The sequence below is a fragment of the Phreatobacter sp. GW821-FHT04C01 genome (genome assembly GCF_059420385.1).
Map to the genome: position 1 here is coordinate 992,323 of NZ_JBWKTP010000002.1, position 19,553 is coordinate 1,011,875.

Sequence of the window (19,553 nt, forward strand, 5' to 3'; positions counted from 1 at the left end):
CCGGACCCGGCCGCTCATCCGATGGCGCGCGCCCGGCTGATGCTAGCGAATGCTGGTGTCGGTGCGGCGGGTGATGTCGAGGATCCGCACGCCTTCGGTCGAGGTGGTGCCCGCCGACAGCGGCAGCGACGCGGCGGCGTCGGCCATGCCGGCGCGGCGCGCCGAGACGCCGACGGGATGGCCGTGGGTGCGTGCGACCGGCGCCACCGCGCCGGTGTCGCGGGCCTGGATGCCGGCCTGGATCTCGACCACGCGGCGGCGCATGTCGGCGGGCAGGCGGCCATAGGAGCGGGCATCGACGAAGTCGGCCTGGCGATAGGGGAAGCGGGAGGAGCCGGCAAAGACCCGCACGCCGTTGTCGGTGACCACGACATCGCCGGCCCGCAGCGTGAAATCATGGGTGATCGGCAGGCGGGCGAGCCCGTTGGTGGCCAGGCCCGAGCAGGTGCAGGTGGCGTCCGCCCTCTCGCGATAGCGGAAGGCGGTGGCGAGCCTGGCATAGGTCTGGCCGCGCGGGCCGCTGGCCTCTTCGATGCTGCCGCCGCCGCGGACCGAATAGAGCGCGACCTCGGCGCCGGGACAGAGGCTGTTGCAGGTGGCTTGCTGGCCGGAATGGCCGTCGGCGCCGGCCGGAGCCGGGAAGAAGAAGCCGTCGCAGAGCCTGACGCAATAGGCGCGGGCGCCGCCCGGCATGCGGAAATTGCCGCCCTGGCCGGGGCGTTGCCCGGCCGATGCCTGGCCCGGCCGGCCGGAGCCGTCATGCGGACGGACGGTGATCTCGGGCACGTCGCGCCGGGCGCCGAACAGCGAGAAACCCGGCAGGGAGAAGCCGCGCGCCGCGCCCTGGCCGATTTCGCCGCGCCGTGCCGCGCGCATTTCGGCGTCGCGCCGGTTCACCGCGTAGATCTGGTCATTGTCCTGGGCCGCCGCCGGGCCGGACGTGGCTCCAAGGAGCAGACAACCGGTCAGTGCGGTGGCAAGACAGAACGTCCGGGCAATCATCAAAGCCTACCTCCGCACGCGCTATGTCACTCGACGTCGATTGATTGCAGGGGACAAGTCTTGAGCATGCGGATCGTCTCTTGGGCATGCGGATCGTCTTGGCGGCTCGCCGGCGCGGCTTGCCGCCACTTCCCAGGATGGCATGTCGCATAGGACTGTTGCAGTTCGATGTCGTCAATTGTGAAATTTCGACCGAACTCGCCGCGGGGTTGTGGCGCGGACCGGGCAAATGCCGCCCGGCCGCGGTGGTGCGAAAACGGCGGTTCCCGGATGAGGCGATGCCAAGAAAAAGCCGGGCATGGGCCCGGCAGAAGTTGCATCGAGCAAGCCATGTTCCGTAGCGGATGACGCATCCGCCTCACCGCACCGCTGGTGAGCCGGATCAAAAGGCGCCGAACAGAATGGCTCCGAAAAACGCGAATGCGGCACATACGGCGACAACGTTCACGTGTCGGACGAGTTCCACGGCTGACCTCCCTTTCAGGAACCGCGAGGGATGAGGCTAGACAATCCGCGCAAGCCTTGGAAAGCGGATTTCTTGCCGCTTCCGACTGCCGCGACGGCCTTTCGCGCAGACCGCTTTGACAAGTCAGGTGAATTTACCTGCGGCGGCTGTGGACGATAGGTGAAGCGCCCTGTCCTATCAGGTGTCCTATGAGTTACCATGGTACGGAGCGGCCGGACCAGTCGTGAAACGAGCAAGGTTCGCCCGCGGTCATCCGGTCGATCAGCCCGACCAGCCCCTGGGCGCTGTCGGCCGGGGCAACCGCCGCCGCCTGGCCGCCCATGTCGGTGCGCACCCAGCCGGGATGGGCGACGGCAACCGCGATGCCCTTCGGCGCCAGGTCGGTGCCGAGCCCCTGCATCAGCTTGTTCACCGCCGCCTTGGAGGTGCGATAGGCGATCCGGTCGGAGGTCGTGTGGCTCATCGAACCCATGGCGCTGGTGATGGTCAGGATCCTGGCCCCATGCCCGGCCTTCAGCAGCGGCAGCACGGCCTGCACCACCCGCAGCGGCCCGAGCGTATTGACCGCGAGCGTTTCGGCGAACCCGTCGAAGTCCATGTCCAGGGTCGACTGGCGTGCGGGCCCGATGATGCCGGCATTGTTGACCAGCACGTCGAGCGCGGTGACCCCGGCGCCGGCCAGCCGCCCGGCGAGGCTTGCGACCGAGGCCGCGCTCGCCACGTCGAGCGCGACCACCGAGAGCCGCCCCGGCGTCTCGCCGGCCTTGGTGTTGAGTTCTACCGCCTTGGCCGGGTCGCGGGCGGTGGCCACGACCCGGTCGCCCCGGTCGAGAAAGGCCTGGACCAGGGCCAGGCCGATGCCACGGTTGCCGCCAGTGACGAGAACGGCGCGCATGATGATATCCTTCCGGAGGTTTATGGGAATCGCGAGACCGGCATCAGGGGCCGCCGGCGGCCCGAAGCCAAGTCACAAAATTTTCAGGCGCGGGCGGCGGCGGATGTCCCTGGCCCGGATCTTGGCGAGGATCTTGGCGGGGGATCTTGGCCCGGATCTTGGCCGGGGTCTTGGCCCGGTCCCCTTGACCGGCCCGGCCGCAGATGTCACGGCTATTTACATGGTCACCCGTCCTCCCGCTTCCAACCTCGCCGCCCGGCGCGGCTATCACCACGGCAATCTCAAGGAAGCGCTGATCGAGGCGGCGCGGCGGCTGATCGCCGAGCGCGGCCCGGCGGGGTTCACCCTGTCGGATGCGGCCAAGCTCGCCGGCGTTTCGCCGGCGGCGCCCTACCGGCATTTCAAGGACCGGCAGAGCTTGCTGCGCGAGGTCGCGCGCCTCGGTTTCGCGGTGCTCGGCGAGCGGCTGGGCGCGGCGGCCGCGGCCGGCGGCGGGGCGTCCGGGTTCAATGCCATGGGCCGGGCCTATCTCGCCTTCGCCCGCGACGAGCCGGCCTATTATGCCGCGATGTTCAACACCGGCACGGCGGCGGACGAGACCAAGGCCACGGGTGAAGATCCGGGCTTCGCCATGTTGCGCAAGGCGGTCGGGCAGGTGCTCGGCACCGACGATCCGGAAACCGTGCGCACCGCGGCGGTCCTGGTCTTCGCCCTGACCCACGGCCTCGCCGGCCTGTCGGCGCCCGGCTCGGTCGCCCGCCCGCGCGATCTCGTCGATGCCGAGCGCATGCTGGATATCGGCGTCGGCGCCATGCTGCGCGGCCTGCCGGCCGAGTTGGGCGGGGGCCGTTGAGCCGGGATCGGGCGCCGAGAATTTCGGAGTTCACGTGAACACAAGGGAAGGGGGCCGGGAGTCGCTTGGCCGCGATCTGAGCGCATGGCGTCGAACTGATGTCGCTGCGTCAAACGATTTGCTCCGCAACCCCTGGACCCCTTCCTTCGCTTCGCTCGCCGGGGGTGACACCGAACCCTTTTCCAACCGATCGACGCCTGGCCGCGAGCGTCACTCCGGCGGCGGGCCGAGCACCGGGCGCGCCAGGCCGAGCAGCACGCTGGTCACGGCGCTGGCGGCGATGAGCGCGAATTTCAACGAGGAAGCCCAGGGCACGAGGACACTGGTGTCGGCGAGGCCGGAATAGGCCAGCGCCAGCAGCGCGTCCTCGACGAGGTCGGTGGCCGCGTAGGCGAAGGGCAGCAGGAACAGCAGGCGGAAGGTGCGCGCCGACAAGGGCAGGCCGCGGATCGCCATGCCGGCGCCGGTGAGCAGCGCCGTCGCCAGCGCGGCGATCAGCGGCAGGTCGGCGAGGAGCGCCAGGAGTGCCTGGCCGCGCCGGGCGCCGATCTGGGCCAGGAAGGCGCGGAAATCCTCCGCCGTATAGCCGGCCTGGCGCGTCTCGGGCCTGAGCGGCCGCAGGCATTCGAGCAGGCTGCAATCGTGCTGGCGCAGCAATTGCTCGATACCGGCGTTGAAATAGGCGCTGACCATGAAGGCGGCGAGCGCCGCGGCGAGCGCCAGCGCCAGCCGTAGCGGGGTCGCCGCGAGCGCGAACCGCACGATCGCCGCATAGGCCTTCAAGGCTGCCGCCCATGGCGACGGCCGGCATTGCTGCGGGCGATTGCGTGCGGCGAAGCTTGGGGAGGCATGCGACGAGGTTCCTGCGGCGGCCGCGGCGAGAGATACCAGTTCGCCCTGCGGCATGTCGCCGGAAAACCGCCCGTGGTCAGAGCGTCTCGGCGTCGCGCTCGTTCATCTGGCGCAGCAGCTTCTTGTTCTGGGCGGCCAGTGCCTTGAGCTTCTCGTTGATCACGGTGACCGCGCCGTCGGCCTGATCGACGATGAAGTGAGCGCCGATCTCATTCCCGCGCCGCCAGGCGACCTGGCACTTGAAGGAGGCGTTGCGCTGCGGGATCTTCAGGTCGAAATGGTCGGGGATATCCAGGGTCGAGCCGCAGTCCAGGCGCGCGCCGGTCTCGGAGAAGTTGCGGACGGTGCATTCGACCGAGCGCAGGCCTCCAGGGAACAGGATCGTTCCCTTCCAGAATGTGCGGGATCGCGGCGCGATACGGCGTTCACTCATGGTTGGCCAGGCCGAGACGTGCGAGACGAAGGTGACCGACGGGAGCGCTCGCCCGGCGGACATGTTTGGGTTCCATGTTCTATGCGCTGACACTTAACGGGGCGTTGACAACGACCCGCCGCCGGCCTCGGCAGCCACGGTTTTTTTCGCGCGCGGCGCGGCGTAACCGCCGATCTTCGAGGTTTTGAGGCCAAGCGAAACCAGCCCTTCCGCCAGTTTCACCGCCGCCGCGACGCCGTCGATGACCGGCAGCCCGTGTTCGTCGGCAAGGCTCCGGGCGAGATCGGCCATGCCGGCGCAGCCGAGCACGATGGCCTCGGCGCGATCCTCGGCCATGGCCCTGACGATCTCGGCCGAGATCTTGGCGCGGGCGCCTGAGGCAGGGTCTTCCAGCGCCAGCACCGGCACCTCGCAGGCGCGCACCCGGGCGCAGCGATGGGCGAAGCCGTATTTCAGCACGTTATGCTCGAGCGCCGGCACCGACACCGCGAGCGTGGTGACCACGGTGAACCGGCCGGCGACCAGCATGGCCATGTGCATGGCCGCCTCGCCGATGCCGATCACCGGCACGGGCACGAGGGCACGCGCCGCGTCGAGGCCGGTATCGTCGAAACAGGCGATGACGAAGGCATCGGCGCCCGGTGCCTTGCGCATTTCGTCGAGCAGCCCGGGCACCGACAGCGCCTCGTCGTAATAACCTTCGATCGAGGCCGGGCCGTGCTCGGGATTGACCGCCTGGACCAGGGTGCCGGCAGCGGCGGCCGCGCGGGCGGCCTCGCCGATGGCGCGGGTCATCGAGGCCGTCGTGTTCGGGTTGACGATGGTCAGGCGCATGACGGCTCGGCGGCTGTGAGCGGGGCGGGCAGGCGGCCGTGCCGCCGGTTCTCAGGGGTGGGCCGGCGTGGCGCCGCGCCCGCGGCCTAGCGCCCCTTGTATTCGGGGGTGCCGAGATGGCTGGTATAATTCTTCTCGCGCTCGTCCTTCTGCTTCAGCAGGTCCTCGTAGGCCTTCTTGGCTTCCGCCGACAAGGTGACGTTGCGCACCGGCTCCTTCTTGCGCGGCACCTTCTTCTTGAACTGCATGTCCATGGGCGTCGGCTTTCCTGGTTTTCGGGTCGCCCGTGCCTTGCCCGGGCGATGCTGGGGAAGCGAGCCGCGCCGGTCGGGCAGGCTCGCGCGGCGCGTTGGTCCATGGCGATCGTGGCAGATGCCGCGACTGGCAGCGACGGACGCCAGGACCTTAGCGCATCTCGGCGCGCTTGAGGACGCGGAGCGGAGGAAAAACGTCAGGCCGGTCGACCGAAGCGCGCTGGTGGATTCGCGGCCTCTCTCGAACCGGCCTGAACGACCCCTCCATCCGTTCTGGCGGGGACAGGCCCGGCGCCGGCGCTAGGCAGCCGCCGGTCCCGGGTCGTCGTCCTCGGGCACGTCATGCCGCAGGGCCGCCGCCGCCAATGGGCCGGCCGGCCGCGGGCGGAAGCTGAGGACGGCCGGCGCGGGCGCTTGCGCGCGCCGCGCGCTGGCGCGCGACGCGGCTTCGGGCTGGAAGATGACCTCGGCGACGAACAGCCTCTCCCGGCCGCCGCCGGCCGCGCGCTGGATCTCGATCGATTCACCTTCGGCGAGGCCGAGCAGCGCCAGCCCGCGCAGCGTGCGCAGGGACAAGGCGGAACCGGGGAAGTCCTTGCCGACCGCCTGGACGATCAGGCCGGCCATCGCCGGGCCGTCGTCGATGCGATAGGCGACCCGGCTGTTGAGGGTCACCACCCCCGGTGCGACGTCGTCCCGGAACACGACCCATGCGCCTCTGATCTTGTGCCGCAGCAGGCATTCGAAGGCATCGTCGTGGTTTTCGCCGCGCTCGAGCATCACCTCGAGAATGGCGAGGTCCTTGGTGGTGAGCTGGCAGGTTCTGGTGATGGACATGGCAAATCTCCCGTTGGCGCGGCGGTTGTCCGCGTCCGGCGATCAGGGCTGACGGTGAGGGTGGCGCGCGCTCCCCTGGCCGAAACCGGTGCGGCCAGGGGTCAGGAGCCCGGAGCCGGACGACCTGTCCGTCTCCGCTGGGGGCGGCGGCGCCGGAGGCCCCGCGCGCTCCGGCCTTGCTCAGGGTCGCTCATCCCGGCCACTCAGGCGCTGACGGCGACGAGCAGGCAGATGAGCGCCACGGAGATGACCAGCACCGTGGCCCAGGCGGCCCGCCGTGGCCCGGTGCAGGAGAAAACCAGGCCGTAGAGCGCGACCACGCTGAGGAAGAACACCAGGCCGGACAGTTCCGGCAAGGTGAAGGGCCAGCCGAACAATCCCGCCTGGCGGGTGCCGGCCGCGCCGGCGAGAAGGGGCCGACCGAGCGGCGCGCCGTCAAACCAGGCGACGGCCTCGCCAGCCGTTGGCCAGGTGATGAATTCGGTGAACATGCGACAGGGCTTGAACATCGGAGTCTCGTCGATTCCATCGGGAGTTAAACGGGGGGCGCCCTTGCGATCACCGGCGGCGGGCGGGTCACGGACGCGTCTGGGGTGAATGATCGGGCTGTGGCGCATGGCCGCGCCGAGGCCGCGGAACGGCATGATGCCGTCCGGCGGCGCGTGTCGCGGCCATGGGCGCGTGGGTTCCAGTCCAGGATATCCATGCCTCGGTCGCGTGCGGCGCGAGGGCGCGGCTTCGCGTGTTCAATCAGCCTGATCGTGTCATCCCGGGGTCAAGTGCCAGAAAAGCACGGCCCCGGGTCAGCCGCGTGCGGTAAACGGCCCCGCGGCGAATGACAAACCGATCGATGATTGCGTTGTGTACATGGCTTGATGAAGATGGCTTCGGAAGGCCGGAAAGTCAACGCCGGGAGTTTGCTGTCGGCTCATGCCGGTCATCCCGGACTTATTTCGCCGGTGGCGCGGTTTTTCCTGGCGCCGAACAATTCAAGGCGATGCGCATCGGCAAAAGTGGCAGGGGCACGCCGGCGGCGTGAGCCGGCTCGGGGCGTGAGCACATGGCCCGGGCTCGATCGCTTTTCGAGCTGTCCCCTCTGTTCGGCGGGGATACGGCCTTGGGGCCGCCGCCTAGGATTCCCGAGGGAATCGCAGGGATCGCGGGGGCATGGCATTGGCCGGTATCGGGAATGGACGGCGCGGTGGCGCGACCCATGGAACGGGCATGACGCGAAGGCCAGGCGCGGCGACCATCAGCCTGGCCGGCCTCTGCCTGGCGCTTGCCGGCGGCGCCCATGCCCAGACCTCCGGCACCGTCTCGACCTTGCCCGTGCCCGCAGGTGCGACCAGCGGCTCGGCCTCGCTGATCAATGGCGACGGTACGGTGGTGGTCGGCAATGCCAGCTATCCCAGCATCCTCTACACGCCGCCGCCGCCGTTCTCACCGGGAAACTACACGCCGAACCGGCCCTGGCGCTGGACCGGCGGGGTGACTTCGACCGATCTGGGCGCCGCCGGCGGCCACGTCTTCAATGCCGCCGCCGGCATCAGCCTCGACGGCACGGTGCTGGCCGGCACCTCGAGCAGCCCGTTCACCGCGGCGGTCGGCTGGCGCTGGACCGAGGCCGGCGGCTACCAGATGCTGGCGCTGCCGGTGGGCACCACCGATTTCGGCGCGACCGTCGGCGGCATCACGGTGCGCGGCCTGAGCGGCGACGGCAATACGCTGGTCGGCGTCACCAGCGTCAATATCCAGCGCGCCTTCCGCTGGACCCAGGCCGGCGGTTACGAAAATATCGGCCTGCCCGGCGGCAATGCGCCGAACGGTCTGCCCTGGTCGGGCTCGACCGCGGCGGCGGCGAGCTATGACGGGTCGGCCGTCGCGGTGACGCTGTCCGGTACGGTCAGCACGACCACCCAGCGGGCCGCGCGCTGGACCTCGGCGGGCGGCTTCGAGATCATCGAGCCGACGGCCGGTTTCCAGCGCACCAATGCCCTCGGCATCAGCCGCGACGGGACCGTCATCGCCGGCGACCTGCTCGGCACGGGCGGCGCCCAGCAGGCGTTCAAATGGACCTCGGCCGGCGGCATCCAGCAGCTCGGCTATGTGCCGGGCGCGACCTTCAGCTTCTATACGGGCATGTCGGGCGATGCCGAGCGGGTCGTGGGAAACAGCGGCAAGGACGGCGCCGGCGCCTTCCAGGTGCCGTTCCTCTGGACCACCGCCGACGGCATGCGCACGCTGGACGCGGTGGTGACGGCGGCCGGCGTCAATCTCGGCGGCCTGACGCTGACGCGGGCCAACAATATCTCGAGCGACGGCTCCACGATCATCGGCAATGCGCGCAATGCCGCCAATCAGGCCGTGCCGTTCGTGCTGGTGCTGGATTTCGACGTCCAGCCGATCCTGTCGACCTCGTTCTCGACCACCACCAACCGCACGCTGGTCAACCAGTCGGCGGTCAGCCAGACCTATGCCACCACGGTGGTCGGCGTGCTCAACGGCAGCCCGGTGTTTTCGCGCGTCACCGCCGAGGCGATTGCGGGCGGCGCCAGCGTGACGGCGCTGGCCGATGCCCGCGCGGCCATGCAGGCGAGCGTCGGGCTGCGACAGGTCATCGTCGATGCGCCCGTGCGCGTCGCCGCGCAGACCGTCACGCTCGGTAGCCATTCGACGACCCAGGACGTGGTCACCGGCCAGTCGCAGACCGTGTTCAGCTATACGACCAGCGGACCGACCGTGATCGCGACCGGCGATCTCGGCGAATGCACGACGGCCGGCACCGCCGGTGCCGGCCCGAGCGGATGCAGCAAGCCGGGCGCGGCGCTGATCATCGCCTCGAACCGGACCAGCACCAACACCCATACCAATACGCTGATCGACGTCACCACGACGACCACGACGACGACCGACCAGCGCCTCGACGAGACCTATGAGGTGCGCGGCCGGCTCGGCAACCAGCTCGGCACGGCGCATGCGCTCGCCGGTTTCGCCGCGATCGAGCAGGGGGACCGCTTCATTCGCCGGATGCTGGAGGAGCGCGACGCGCCGCAAGCCGCGCCGGCGGCGACCGAGATGTCCGGCGGCGGCCGGCCGGCGCGCTTCGAGACGCCTTGGCTGCAGTTCGGCGAAGCCTTCGGCCAGCGCAACGGCACCGGCGCCGATGCCGGGCGCGGCATTGCCCGCACCAGCGGCGACCTCGCCGGTCTTGCCGGCGGCATCGGCTACCAGGTCTCGCCGGGCTTCCTGGTCGGCGCCGCCCTGCAATGGGGCGTATCGAGCCTGCGTGTCCAGGACCCGGTCGCGCCCGAGAGCCTGAATGTCGATCTCACCCAGATCGGCCTGTTCAGCCGGCTGCGCCAGGGCCCGCTGTCGGTCGGTTTCAGCCTCGCCTATGGCACCGGCCGCGCCCGCACCACCATCGCCGGCGGCACGGCGAGCCGTACCATCGAGACGCTCTCGGCCGGCGGCCGGATCGGCTACGACCTGCCGCTCGGCGGGGTGCTGCTGACGCCCGAACTGGGGCTCCGCCACGTCTCGGTGCAGGTCGGCGGCTTCGCCGAGACCGGCGGAGCTTCGCCGCTCACCGGGCTCGGCAATGGTTACGACAACACCCGCGCCTGGCTCGGCCTGGCGCTCGCCGCGCCGTTCCGGCACGAGGGCCTGGTGTTCGCGCCGCGGCTCTATGCAAGGCTCACCCATGACTGGGGCGAGGCGAGCGGCCGGGCCGACGTCACCTTCTCATCCCTGCCGACGCTGCCCTTGCAGGCGCTGGGGCCCGATGTCGGGCGGCTGGGTGTCGATCTCGGCGCCTCGGTGGAGGCGCGATTGACGCGTTCGGTGGGGCTCTTCGCGGCTTATGACGGGCGTTTCCGTGAGCGGTCGCAGTCGCATACAGCGACAGGCGGGGTGAAGATCGTGTGGTAGAGAGTTTAGGTATTGATCTTATCGGTTATAAGTATTGCATTGAGGAAAAGCCGTCCTTCGAGGCTCGCAAGAGCTCGCACCTCGGGATGAGGTTTGTGGGGAATGGCACTAGGGGCGGTGTCGGATGCGCGCTGGCGGCTGCGCTTCATGAGCAACGAGAATGCAACTCTCCAACTAACCTCATCCTGAGGTGCGAGCTCTTGCGAGCCTCGAAGGACGGCTGACCTCGGTGCAATGCTCCGTTTTCCAATAATCAAACCGCTGCCGTCTGATCCGTCCGGAAACACCGCGCCTCATGGCCGGCTCCGACCGCCACCGGATCCGGCGTCGACACCCCGCAAGTCGGCAAAGCCAGCTTGCAGCGCGGCGCAAAGGAGCAGCCGGGCGGCAGGTTGGCGAGATCCGGCGGCGAGCCGGGGATGGCGTCGAGCCGGGTACCCTTGGCGAGCGCATCATGCGCCCGGCTCTTCATCAGGCCGATCGTATAGGGGTGGCGCGGGGTGCGGATGATGTCGCGGATCGGGCCGGTCTCGACGATGCGGCCGCCATACATGACCGCGACGCGATCGGCGACCTCGACGGCGACGCCGATATCGTGGGTGACGAAGATCACCGCGAGGCCGAGCTCGCGCTGCAGGTCGCGGATCAGCAGGAGGATCTGGATCTGCACGGTGGCGTCGAGCGCGGTGGTCGGCTCGTCGGCGAGCAGCACCTTGGGATTGCAGGCGAGCGCCAGCGCGATCATCGCCCGCTGGCGCATGCCGCCGGACATTTCATGGGGGAAATTGTCCAGGCGGCGCTCGGGCGAGGGGATGCGCACCCGCTCGAACAGGTCGAGCGCACGTTTGCGCGCCTGCGCCATCGAGCCGCCCTCGTGCTTGACGATGGTCTCGGCGATCTGCCAGCCGAGCGTATAGACCGGGTCGAGCGCGAGCGCCGGCTCCTGGAAGATCATCGAGACCGTGCGGCCGCGAAAGGCCTGCAATTCCCGCGGCTTCAAGGCCAGCACGTCCTCGTTGCCGACCCGGATCGTGCCGGTGGTCTTCGTCCGCCGCTCGGGATTGAGCCTGAGCATGGCGCGCAGCGTCACCGACTTGCCCGAGCCGGATTCGCCGAGGATGGCGAGCGTCTCGCCGCGGCCGAGCGTCAGGTCGACGCCGTTGACGGCCGAGATCGGCTTCGGCCCGCCGGTGAAGGTGACGTGCAGGTTCTGGATGTCGACGGTGGGCGGAACGCTCAGCATGATCCCGATCTCCTCAGGCCGCGACGCGCACGGGCGGCGCCTTGGAGTGGCCGGAGCCCGGCTCGGCCATCAGGCAGGCGACGTCGTGATGCAGGCCGGCGCCGATCAGAGCCGGCTGGTGGCCGCTGCAGAGCGCCTCCGCGAAGGCGCAGCGGGTGTGGAAGCGGCAGCCGGGCGGCGGGTCGATCGGGTTCGGCGGATCGCCCGAGATCGGCGCCACCTCGGTGCGGTTGTCCGGATTCATTGTTGGCATGGAGCGGGTGAGCGCCGAGGAATAGGGATGCAGCGGCTGGCCGAAGATCGCTTCGGAGGGACCGATCTCGGCGACCTTGCCGAGATACATGACCATGACCCGGTCCGACATGTAGCGCACCACGTTGAGGTCATGGGAAATGAAGATATAGGTGAGGGCGAACTCGTCCTTCAGGTCGATCAGCAGGTTCAGCACCTGGGCCTCGACCGATTTGTCGAGCGCCGAAACCGCCTCGTCCAGGATCACCACCTTGGGCTGGAGGGCCAGCGCGCGGGCGATATTGACGCGCTGGCGCTGGCCGCCGGACAGCTCGTGCGGATAGCGGCCGGCGAAGCGCTGGGGTTCCAGGCCGACGCGCGCCAGGAGATCACGGGCGCGGTCGATGGCGGCTTGTTTGGGCAGGCCGTGAACCTGCGGGCCGAAGGCGATGGAGGCCTCGATGGTGAGCCTCGGGTTCAAGGAGGCGTAGCTGTCCTGGAACACCATCTGCACCTGGCGGCGATAGGCCGAGAGGCTGAGATCCGGCGAGCCGACCTTGGCGGCGTCGAACAGGATCTCGCCCGCCGTCGGCGCGATCAGATGCATCAAGAGCCGGGCGGTGGTCGACTTGCCGCAGCCCGATTCGCCGACAATGCCGAGCGTCTCGCCGTTGAGCACGTCGAAATCGATGCCGTCGACGGCGCGCACCACCTTTTTCGGTCCGAACAGGCCGCCGGCGACCGGGAAATGCTTGATCAGGCCACGAATGGTCAGGAGCGGCTGTTTCATTGCTTCACGTCCATCGCCGAGCGCAGGCCATCGGCCAGAAGGTTGAACGAGATCGAGGTGAAGAAGATCATCATGCCGGGCAGGGCCGCCACCAGCGGCTGGGTGTAGATCGCCGTCCTCAGCGTGTTGAGCATCAGGCCCCATTCGGGTTCCGGCGGGCGCACGCCGAGGCCGAGGAACGAGAGGCCGGAGGCGAGGATCATCGACACCGAGATGAGGCCGGTGGCGTAGACGAAGATCGGCCCCAGCACATTGCCCAGCACATGGACGCGAATAATGGTCAGGGCGTTGGCGCCCGAGGCACGCGCCGCCTCGACATAATCGCGGTTGCGCACCTGGGTGGTCACCGCCTCGGCGACCCGGGCGATCGGCGGAATGAACACCACGGTGAGCGAGACCAGCGCGTTCTGGATGCCGGCGCCGAGCGCGCCCGAGAGCGCCACCGCCAGCAGCACCGAAGGGAAGGCGTAAAACACGTCGATGGTGCGCATCATGATCGTGTTGGTCTTGCCGCCGACATAACCGGCGACCACGCCGATCAGGCTGCCGGTCACGAAGGCCATCAGCACGGGCGTGACGCCCATCATGAGCGAATAGCGCGCGCCATAGATGAGGCGTGAGAGCATGTCGCGGCCGAGCTCGTCGGTGCCGAGCGGGAACCCCGCCGTGCCGACCGGGCGCAGCCTGCGGATGGTGCGGCCGAGATAGGGATCGGCCGGGGCGATCCAGGGCGCGAAAATGGCGATGAGGAAGAGGGCGAGCACCAGGCAACCGGCGAACATCGCCACCTTGTCCTTGCGCACCCGGCTGAACACGCCGGACCAATAGCCGGGCGAGCGTTCGATGGCCGATGCCGTCTTGGCCGGATCCTGCGGCAGCAGCGAAGCGACTGAGGTCATGGCGTCAGCTCCGCTGGATGCGCGGGTCGATGGCGGTCTGCACCACGTCGACCAGCAGATTGAGGCCGACGAAGAACAGGGCGAGCACCAGGATCGTGCCCTGGAGAAGCGGCAGGTCGCGCTGGAAGATGGCGGCGTTCAGGAGGAAGCCGGTGCCGGGCCAGGAAAACACCGTCTCGATCAGGATCGAACCGCCCAGGAGATAGCCGAGCTGCAGGCCCATGACGGCGAGCGCGGTGGGCGCGGCATTCTTCACCACATGGCCGAAAATGCCGAATTCGGAGAGGCCCTTGGCGCGCAAGGCCGGCACGAAATCCTGGCTCAGGATGTCCGCCACCAGCGCCCGGATGGTGCGCGCCACGATGCCCATGGGAATGACGCTCATGGTCACCGCCGGCAGAATGAGATGGCGGACATGCTCCCAGTTGAGTTTCCATTCGGCCGAGCCGCCGGGCCCGGCGCCGGTCGGCGGCAGCCAGTTGAGCTGGGCCGAGAAGATGATCACCAGCACCATGCCGAGCCAGTAATGCGGCACGGAGACGCCGACGACCGACAGGAGGGAAGCGATCTTGTCGATCGCGCTGTTCCGGAAATAGCCGGCGACGAAACCGAAGAGCAGGCCGAAAAAGAAGCCGATCATGGTGGCGACGCAGGCGAGCAGCAGCGTGTTGCGCACCGCGCCGAGCACCTCGCCCGTCACCGCGCGGCCGGAGGCGATGGAGGTGCCGAGATCGCCCTGGACGGCGCGCAGGCACCATTTGAAGAATTGCTCGTAATAGGGCCGGTCGAAGCCATAAGCGACCATCATCTGCTGCTTCAGCGCCTCGGAGGCGTCGGGCGGAAGCACGGAAACGAGCGGGTCGCCGGGCGCGATATGGACCAGCGCGAAACAGACGAGCGAGACGCCGATCACGATCGGGATCGTGTAGACGAGCCGCTTGGCCAGATAGACGAGCATCGGCAGGACCTCAGGCAGGTGGCGCCCGGGCCGTCCGCGCGGGCGGGCGGCGGCGGGCCGTCATCCGGAAGGGGCCGGCGACCCCGAGGGGCCGCCGGAGGATGTCGCCTGGGCTCACGAGCCGGCGCGAATGTCCATCGGCGCGATGTCGATGAACCAGGAGCGCGGCTGGACGACGCCGGTGACGCGCGGCGAGATGGCGCGCGGCCCGACGTCATGGGCGACCCACAGGAAGGGCGCTTCCTCGACGATGCGCTTGTGCAGGGCGGCGAGCGCCGTGTCGCGGCCGGCCGCGTCGAAGGTGGTGCGGGCGGTGTTGACCAGGCCGTCGAACTCGTCGGAATTGACGAAACCCCAATTGTTCGAGGTCGGCGGATTGGCCGCGCGCGTCACGAAGCGGCCCATGGCGAAGAACGGGTCCATGGCGGCAAAGGAGACGTTGATGGCATTGGAGCCGCGCGCGCCGGCCGAGCCCGCGCCCTCGCGCCAGTTGGTGAACACCGAATTCCACTCGGCGACCTCCAGCTCGACATTGAAGAAGCACTCCTTCAGCGCCTGCTGCAGCCATTCGTTCATGACGATCGGCTGCATCTGGCCGGAGCCCGAGGCCGAGGTCAGCACCTTGACGGTGACCGGGCGCTGGGCCGAGAAGCCGGCCTCGCGCATCAGCCGCTGCGCGCTGGCGAGATCATATTTGATGTCGAAAGTGGGGTTGCCCCACCAGGGATGGCCGGGCGGAACCGTGCCCTTCGGCACTTCCATCAGGCCGTTGAGCAATTGCTTCAGCTCGTCGCGGTTGATGCAGAGATTGGCCGCCTGGCGCACTCGCCGGTCGGCCCAGGGTGACCCCTCGCGGAACGAGAATTGCCAGGGCCAGACATGCGGCTGGGCATTGGTATACATCTTGAAGCCGCGCGAGGTGATCTGCGGCACGGCGTCGGGCGAGGGCGCCTCGATCCAGTCGACCTGGCCGGCGAGCAGCGCCGCGGTGCGGGCATTGGCCTCGGGCAGCGGCAGGAGCACCACCCGGTCGATCTTCGGCCGGCGGGCGACGTCCCAATAGTCCCGGTTGGCGACCATTTCGAAACGCTCGCGCGGCACCAGCCGCACGCCGCGGAAGGCGCCGGTGCCCGAGGGATTGCCGGCAAAGGCGGTCCAGGCGGCCTGGGCGCGCTGGCGCGGATCGGTGACGCTGGCCGGCACCTCGGAGAACAGCTTCTGCCAATGGGCGGGTGACGCCATGAACAGGTTGGTCAGGTTGATCGGCAGGAACGAATCCGGCGCCGAGGTGGTCAGCTCCACCGTCATGTCGTCGATGACGCGGGCCGATTTCAGGTTCGGCATGCGCGAGACGGTGACGCCGACCTGGCTCTGGTCGAAATGGGCGGCCGTCTGGTCCAGCACCTTCTGGACGTTCCAGACCACCGCCGCGGCATTGAACGGCGAGCCGTCATGGAAACGCACGCCCGGCCGGAGCTTGAAGATCCACTTGGTCTTGTCGGTGGCATCCACCGCCCATTCCAGCGCGAGGCCCGGAATGATCACCGAGGCGGCGTCGGCCTTCGACAGGTCCCAGTTGACCAGCGCGTCATACATGGGGATGCCGGTAAAGCGATTGCCCTCGAAACCCTGGTCCGGCTGGCCATGGGTGCGCGGAATATCGGCCGCGGTCATGCCGATGCGCAGCACCTTTTCCTGCGCGAGAGCCGAAGTGCTGGTGAGGAGCGTGCCGGCCAAGGCCAGAACGGTGCCGGCCAGGATGGCGCCGGTCATGACTGCCGGTCGAAAGCGGGACCACATGCGTTTTTCTCCCTGATGCCCGGTGATCGATGCTGGCAAGCGACATGCCAGCCCGGCGAAGCAGCCCGTCTGCGCGGCCTTGTTGAGCTTTGCCCGATCCGACGCCCGGCCCCATGCCGGGCGGTGGAGCATTGTGATCAATCCTTGTGCAGTTTTACGGATGCCGCAAGACTGTTCGCGGGGCTTTCGGGGGGAGAATGATCGGCAGAGGGGCGCTGGATTGACGCATGTATGCAAGCGGGAGGCGAATGGTGAGTGGCGAATAGCGAATAGGGCATGAAGCGTCGAGCGCGCCGACCCTCGCCCACGTCTTCGTGGGAGAGCGTGGCCCCGCATCGCGAGCGCGAACGAGTAACGCGCATTGGGCGCCAGTGCTGCTGCAACTCGCTACAATCCTCATCCCCGCGACAAAAGTTGCGCTGGAGGCGGGAGCGAAGCGAGCCTCGAAGGACGGCTATACTTGATGCAACATTCCAGTCCGGACCGCCCGAATCCCAGCGAAAAAGGCACCCCGCATGCGCCCCCTGGCCACAATCGCCAAAGCCTTCGGCATGACCGACGAAGCCTGGCGCCGCCACGCCAATCCCTGGAGCGTCTACACCCGCTTCGCCGCCATCCCCGCGATGATCCTGGCCATCTGGAGCCGGGCCTGGCTCGGCTGGTGGGCGCTCTTGCCCGTCGCCCTGGTGATCGCCTGGCTCGCCCTCAACCCGCACGTCTTCGCCCCTATCGACACGCCGCGCTCATGGGCGGCCAAGGGCATCTATGGCGAGAGGCTCTGGCTGGAACGCCCGGACCTGGTGCCGCCGGGCGACCGCGTTGCCTTCCGCTGGCTGGCGGTGCCGGGTGTGGTGGGTGCCGGGCTGCTCGTGTGGGGGCTGGTGGTGCTGGAGATCTGGCCGACGGTGTTCGGGGCGAGCCTGGTGGTGATGGCGCAGCTGTGGCGGATCGATCGGTTGGGGAGGATTTATGAGGGGAGGGTGAGACAAATAAAACAGGGAAATAGATAGATGCCACCGTCATCGCGGCCGGGGGAATGACGCCCCCCGGGCGGCCGAGGCACTTTGGATTGCGCCTCGGGATATTGGTTGCCGGCCGGTCCGCCCGCATGGCCCATGCAGGCGGACCGGCCGCTTTGCTCAGCGCTCGATGTTCCAGATCACGGGGAAGCCGAAGTCGATGACCCCTCTGAGCTCGGAGCGCCAGACGGCCGGGCTGCGGAACTGACCCGCGATCGGGAAGGTGGCGTCTTCGGTCGCGAGCTTCTGCAACTCGGCCGCGAGTGCCTTGCGCTTGTCCGGATCGCTCTCGGACTCGAAGCGGTCGAGAACCGGCGTGATCCTCTGGTCACAATAACCCCAGGGCTGGCTGCCGGTGCAATTGTAGCCGATGCCCATGTTGGACAAGGGGTCGGACATATCGAAGCCCGTATAGACCACCGGAATGACGCTCCATCCGCCTTGATCAAGCGGGTTTCGCTGGAACCAGCGCTGGGCGATCGCGGCCCACTCCAGGCCCTGCACGTCAACATTGAAGCCGGCCTGTTTCATGCGCTCGATGAGGACACTGCCGAACGGGTTGAGCAGCGGACTGTCCAACGGGTGCAACAGTACGATCCTCTCGTTCTTATAGCCGGCCTCGGCCAGCAAAGCCTTGGCCTTCTCGATACTCGGGCTGCCGATGATGTTGCTGCCGGCCGTGCTCTCGAAGGGCGCGCCGCACATCAGCATGGACGTGCAGTCGGGCCGGCCGAGTTCATTGCCAAAGCCTGCGCCGCCCAACACGTCGTTCCGGTCAAGACACTGTTGGATCGCCCGTCGAATGAGAACGTTGTCCATCGGCGCCTGGAAGTGATTGATCGACACCGCGTAGATCAATTCGGCACGGCCGTCGGCCTTGGCGAAGGTCAGATTGCGGTCGCGCTGCATGCGCGGGATCAGATCGACGGGAGCATATTCGAGATAGTCGACCTCGCCGCGCGTCAGCGCCGCGTAGCGCACCGCGACTTCGGGCAGGGTCAGCATCTCAACGCGGTCGAGCTTCGGGATCTTGCCGCCGGCAAGGCCGTCGGCCGGCTCATTGCGTGGTACGTATTTCTCGTTTCGCCGGAACGATGCACGATCGCCGGGCACCCACTCGTTGCGCAGGAAAACGAACGGGCCGGATCCAACGATCTCCGAAACCTGTTGGGTCGGCGGCGTCGCACCGGCGATGCGGGCCGGCATGATCATCGGCGCGTGCACCGACGGCTTGCCGAGCGCTTCGAGCACACCGCCGAATGGGCGCGACAACTTCAGCTTGAAGCCCTTCGGGCCGTCCGCGACGAGTTCCGCGGTAGCGGCCATGAGGCGGCGACCGATGGGATCGCGCGCGCCCCAACGTTTCAGCGAGGCGATCACGTCCTCTGAAGTCACTGGGTTGCCGTCATGGAATGCGAGCCCGTCTCGCAGCTTGAACGACCAGGCGAGCTTATCGGCGCTGACCTCCCAGCCTTCGAGCATCTGAGGCCGGTAGTGGCCCTGGCCGTCCAGGGCAACCAGCGTGTCAAAGACGAGGTAGCCGAAGTTGCGCGTCACAAATGACGGTCCGGCAATGGGGTCGAGGTTTTGAAGGCCGACATTCACGACAAAGCGGAAGGGACGCTGCTGCGACTGTGCGCGGCCCAGGCGCGGCGCAGCCATCGCGGCGGCGGCCGCAGCGAGGGTCTGTCGGCGGGAAATGATCATGTTGGTGCTCCTTCATCGCAAATGACTATGGGTAGCGGGCCCATCGAGAACCAAGAGTCCCGAGACGGGAGGAGCAATACAGACAGGCAGCTGACCTCAATCTTGCGGGGACCGTCGGATTGGACACAGTGCATTGTCGATTGCGGCCTCATCTGGCTGTATTGCGTAGCAATATCATCGTTTCGAATATGCTAGGGGCGGTGCTCAGAGACCGCAAGTCCAAAACACCCCGGCCGAGCACGAACGAGCCAGGCGCCGACTGGACGCAAAGCGTCCCTCGAATGCGAACGAAATCGGAGCGCTCTCCGGGCTGATACTCCGACAAAGTCGCTGGCATCGCGGCCGAGAAGCCAGCGCTTCGCGTCGTCCAGAACGATGAGGGACTTCGACCTAAGGGGAGGACGGATGACGCTGACAGGGCATTGAATTGGACAGCGCGTCGCGTTGGCGTGGACCCCCGAAGCGAGGCTGGAATGGCCCCGGAAGGCAACGCCGCCATTGCATCAAGCCGGTTCGGCCGGGCTATATAAGGGCTTGCGGAAGACCGATATCG

General features: G+C 68.1%; 17 protein-coding genes. 3 read left to right on the plus strand and 14 right to left on the minus strand.

Features of this window, described 5'->3' with window-relative positions:
- Positions 1-42: 42 nt before the first annotated feature.
- Both AC07WJ_RS11655 and AC07WJ_RS11660 read right to left on the minus strand, forming a co-directional pair.
- Positions 43-1,002 (minus strand): DUF2865 domain-containing protein, encoded by a 960-nt coding sequence (locus AC07WJ_RS11655; RefSeq protein WP_494934727.1) that lies wholly within the window; start codon positions 1,000-1,002, stop codon positions 43-45.
- 659 nt (positions 1,003-1,661) lie between these two features.
- Entirely contained in the window at positions 1,662-2,363 is a 702-nt protein-coding gene (locus tag AC07WJ_RS11660; protein ID WP_494934728.1) for an SDR family NAD(P)-dependent oxidoreductase, read from the minus strand.
- Between the two features lie 220 nt (positions 2,364-2,583).
- On the opposite strand from AC07WJ_RS11660, the gene AC07WJ_RS11665 reads away from it, so the two are divergent.
- Positions 2,584-3,216, plus strand: coding sequence for a TetR/AcrR family transcriptional regulator (locus AC07WJ_RS11665; protein ID WP_494934729.1), 633 nt, complete (start codon positions 2,584-2,586; stop codon positions 3,214-3,216).
- 210 nt (positions 3,217-3,426) lie between these two features.
- On the opposite strand, the gene AC07WJ_RS11670 is transcribed toward AC07WJ_RS11665, so the two are convergent.
- The 6 genes from AC07WJ_RS11670 to AC07WJ_RS11695 all read right to left on the minus strand — a co-directional run bounded on the left by AC07WJ_RS11670 (position 3,427) and on the right by AC07WJ_RS11695 (position 6,935).
- Complete coding sequence (locus tag AC07WJ_RS11670) at positions 3,427-3,999, minus strand: hypothetical protein (RefSeq protein ID WP_494934730.1); 573 nt, start codon at positions 3,997-3,999, stop codon at positions 3,427-3,429.
- A gap of 145 nt (positions 4,000-4,144) precedes the next feature.
- Positions 4,145-4,564, minus strand: a complete 420-nt coding sequence (locus tag AC07WJ_RS11675) for a PilZ domain-containing protein (protein ID WP_494934731.1) — start codon at positions 4,562-4,564, stop codon at positions 4,145-4,147.
- 30 nt (positions 4,565-4,594) lie between these two features.
- Complete coding sequence (locus AC07WJ_RS11680; protein WP_494934732.1) at positions 4,595-5,335, minus strand: aspartate/glutamate racemase family protein; 741 nt, start codon at positions 5,333-5,335, stop codon at positions 4,595-4,597.
- An 86-nt stretch (positions 5,336-5,421) separates the two neighbouring features.
- A complete protein-coding gene (locus AC07WJ_RS11685) occupies positions 5,422-5,589 on the minus strand; it encodes a hypothetical protein (protein ID WP_494934733.1) in 168 nt (55 codons plus the stop codon).
- Between the two features lie 300 nt (positions 5,590-5,889).
- The gene (locus AC07WJ_RS11690) at positions 5,890-6,426 is read right to left on the minus strand and encodes a nucleoside-diphosphate kinase (protein ID WP_494934734.1); all 537 of its coding nucleotides are present in this window, start codon (positions 6,424-6,426) and stop codon (positions 5,890-5,892) included.
- Between the two features lie 203 nt (positions 6,427-6,629).
- Positions 6,630-6,935 carry a hypothetical protein gene (locus AC07WJ_RS11695; protein ID WP_494934735.1) on the minus strand — a complete coding sequence of 102 codons (306 nt, stop codon included), beginning with the start codon at positions 6,933-6,935 and terminating at the stop codon, positions 6,630-6,632.
- Positions 6,936-7,650: 715 nt separating this feature from the next.
- Here AC07WJ_RS11695 and AC07WJ_RS11700 point away from each other — a divergent pair.
- Positions 7,651-10,353 carry an autotransporter domain-containing protein gene (locus AC07WJ_RS11700; RefSeq protein ID WP_494934736.1) on the plus strand — a complete coding sequence of 901 codons (2,703 nt, stop codon included), beginning with the start codon at positions 7,651-7,653 and terminating at the stop codon, positions 10,351-10,353.
- Between the two features lie 253 nt (positions 10,354-10,606).
- Here the strand turns inward: AC07WJ_RS11700 and AC07WJ_RS11705 are convergent, their stop codons facing one another.
- The 5 genes from AC07WJ_RS11705 to AC07WJ_RS11725 form a co-directional block, all read right to left on the minus strand.
- Positions 10,607-11,596 carry an ABC transporter ATP-binding protein gene (locus tag AC07WJ_RS11705; RefSeq protein ID WP_494934737.1) on the minus strand — a complete coding sequence of 330 codons (990 nt, stop codon included), beginning with the start codon at positions 11,594-11,596 and terminating at the stop codon, positions 10,607-10,609.
- Between the two features lie 13 nt (positions 11,597-11,609).
- Positions 11,610-12,617, minus strand: coding sequence for an ABC transporter ATP-binding protein (locus AC07WJ_RS11710; protein ID WP_494934738.1), 1,008 nt, complete (start codon positions 12,615-12,617; stop codon positions 11,610-11,612).
- Positions 12,614-13,516 (minus strand): ABC transporter permease, encoded by a 903-nt coding sequence (locus AC07WJ_RS11715; RefSeq protein ID WP_494934739.1) that lies wholly within the window; start codon positions 13,514-13,516, stop codon positions 12,614-12,616. The genes AC07WJ_RS11710 and AC07WJ_RS11715 overlap by 4 nt, the downstream gene beginning before the upstream one ends.
- A gap of 4 nt (positions 13,517-13,520) precedes the next feature.
- Positions 13,521-14,474, minus strand: coding sequence for an ABC transporter permease (locus AC07WJ_RS11720; protein WP_494934740.1), 954 nt, complete (start codon positions 14,472-14,474; stop codon positions 13,521-13,523).
- 114 nt (positions 14,475-14,588) lie between these two features.
- Positions 14,589-16,274 (minus strand): ABC transporter substrate-binding protein, encoded by a 1,686-nt coding sequence (locus AC07WJ_RS11725; protein WP_494934741.1) that lies wholly within the window; start codon positions 16,272-16,274, stop codon positions 14,589-14,591.
- A 515-nt stretch (positions 16,275-16,789) separates the two neighbouring features.
- Here AC07WJ_RS11725 and AC07WJ_RS11730 point away from each other — a divergent pair.
- Positions 16,790-17,284 carry a DUF6653 family protein gene (locus AC07WJ_RS11730; protein ID WP_494934742.1) on the plus strand — a complete coding sequence of 165 codons (495 nt, stop codon included), beginning with the start codon at positions 16,790-16,792 and terminating at the stop codon, positions 17,282-17,284.
- Between the two features lie 129 nt (positions 17,285-17,413).
- Here AC07WJ_RS11730 and AC07WJ_RS11735 read toward each other — a convergent pair whose 3' ends face one another.
- Complete coding sequence (locus AC07WJ_RS11735; RefSeq protein WP_494934743.1) at positions 17,414-19,000, minus strand: ABC transporter substrate-binding protein; 1,587 nt, start codon at positions 18,998-19,000, stop codon at positions 17,414-17,416.
- Between the last annotated feature and the right edge of the window lie 553 nt (positions 19,001-19,553).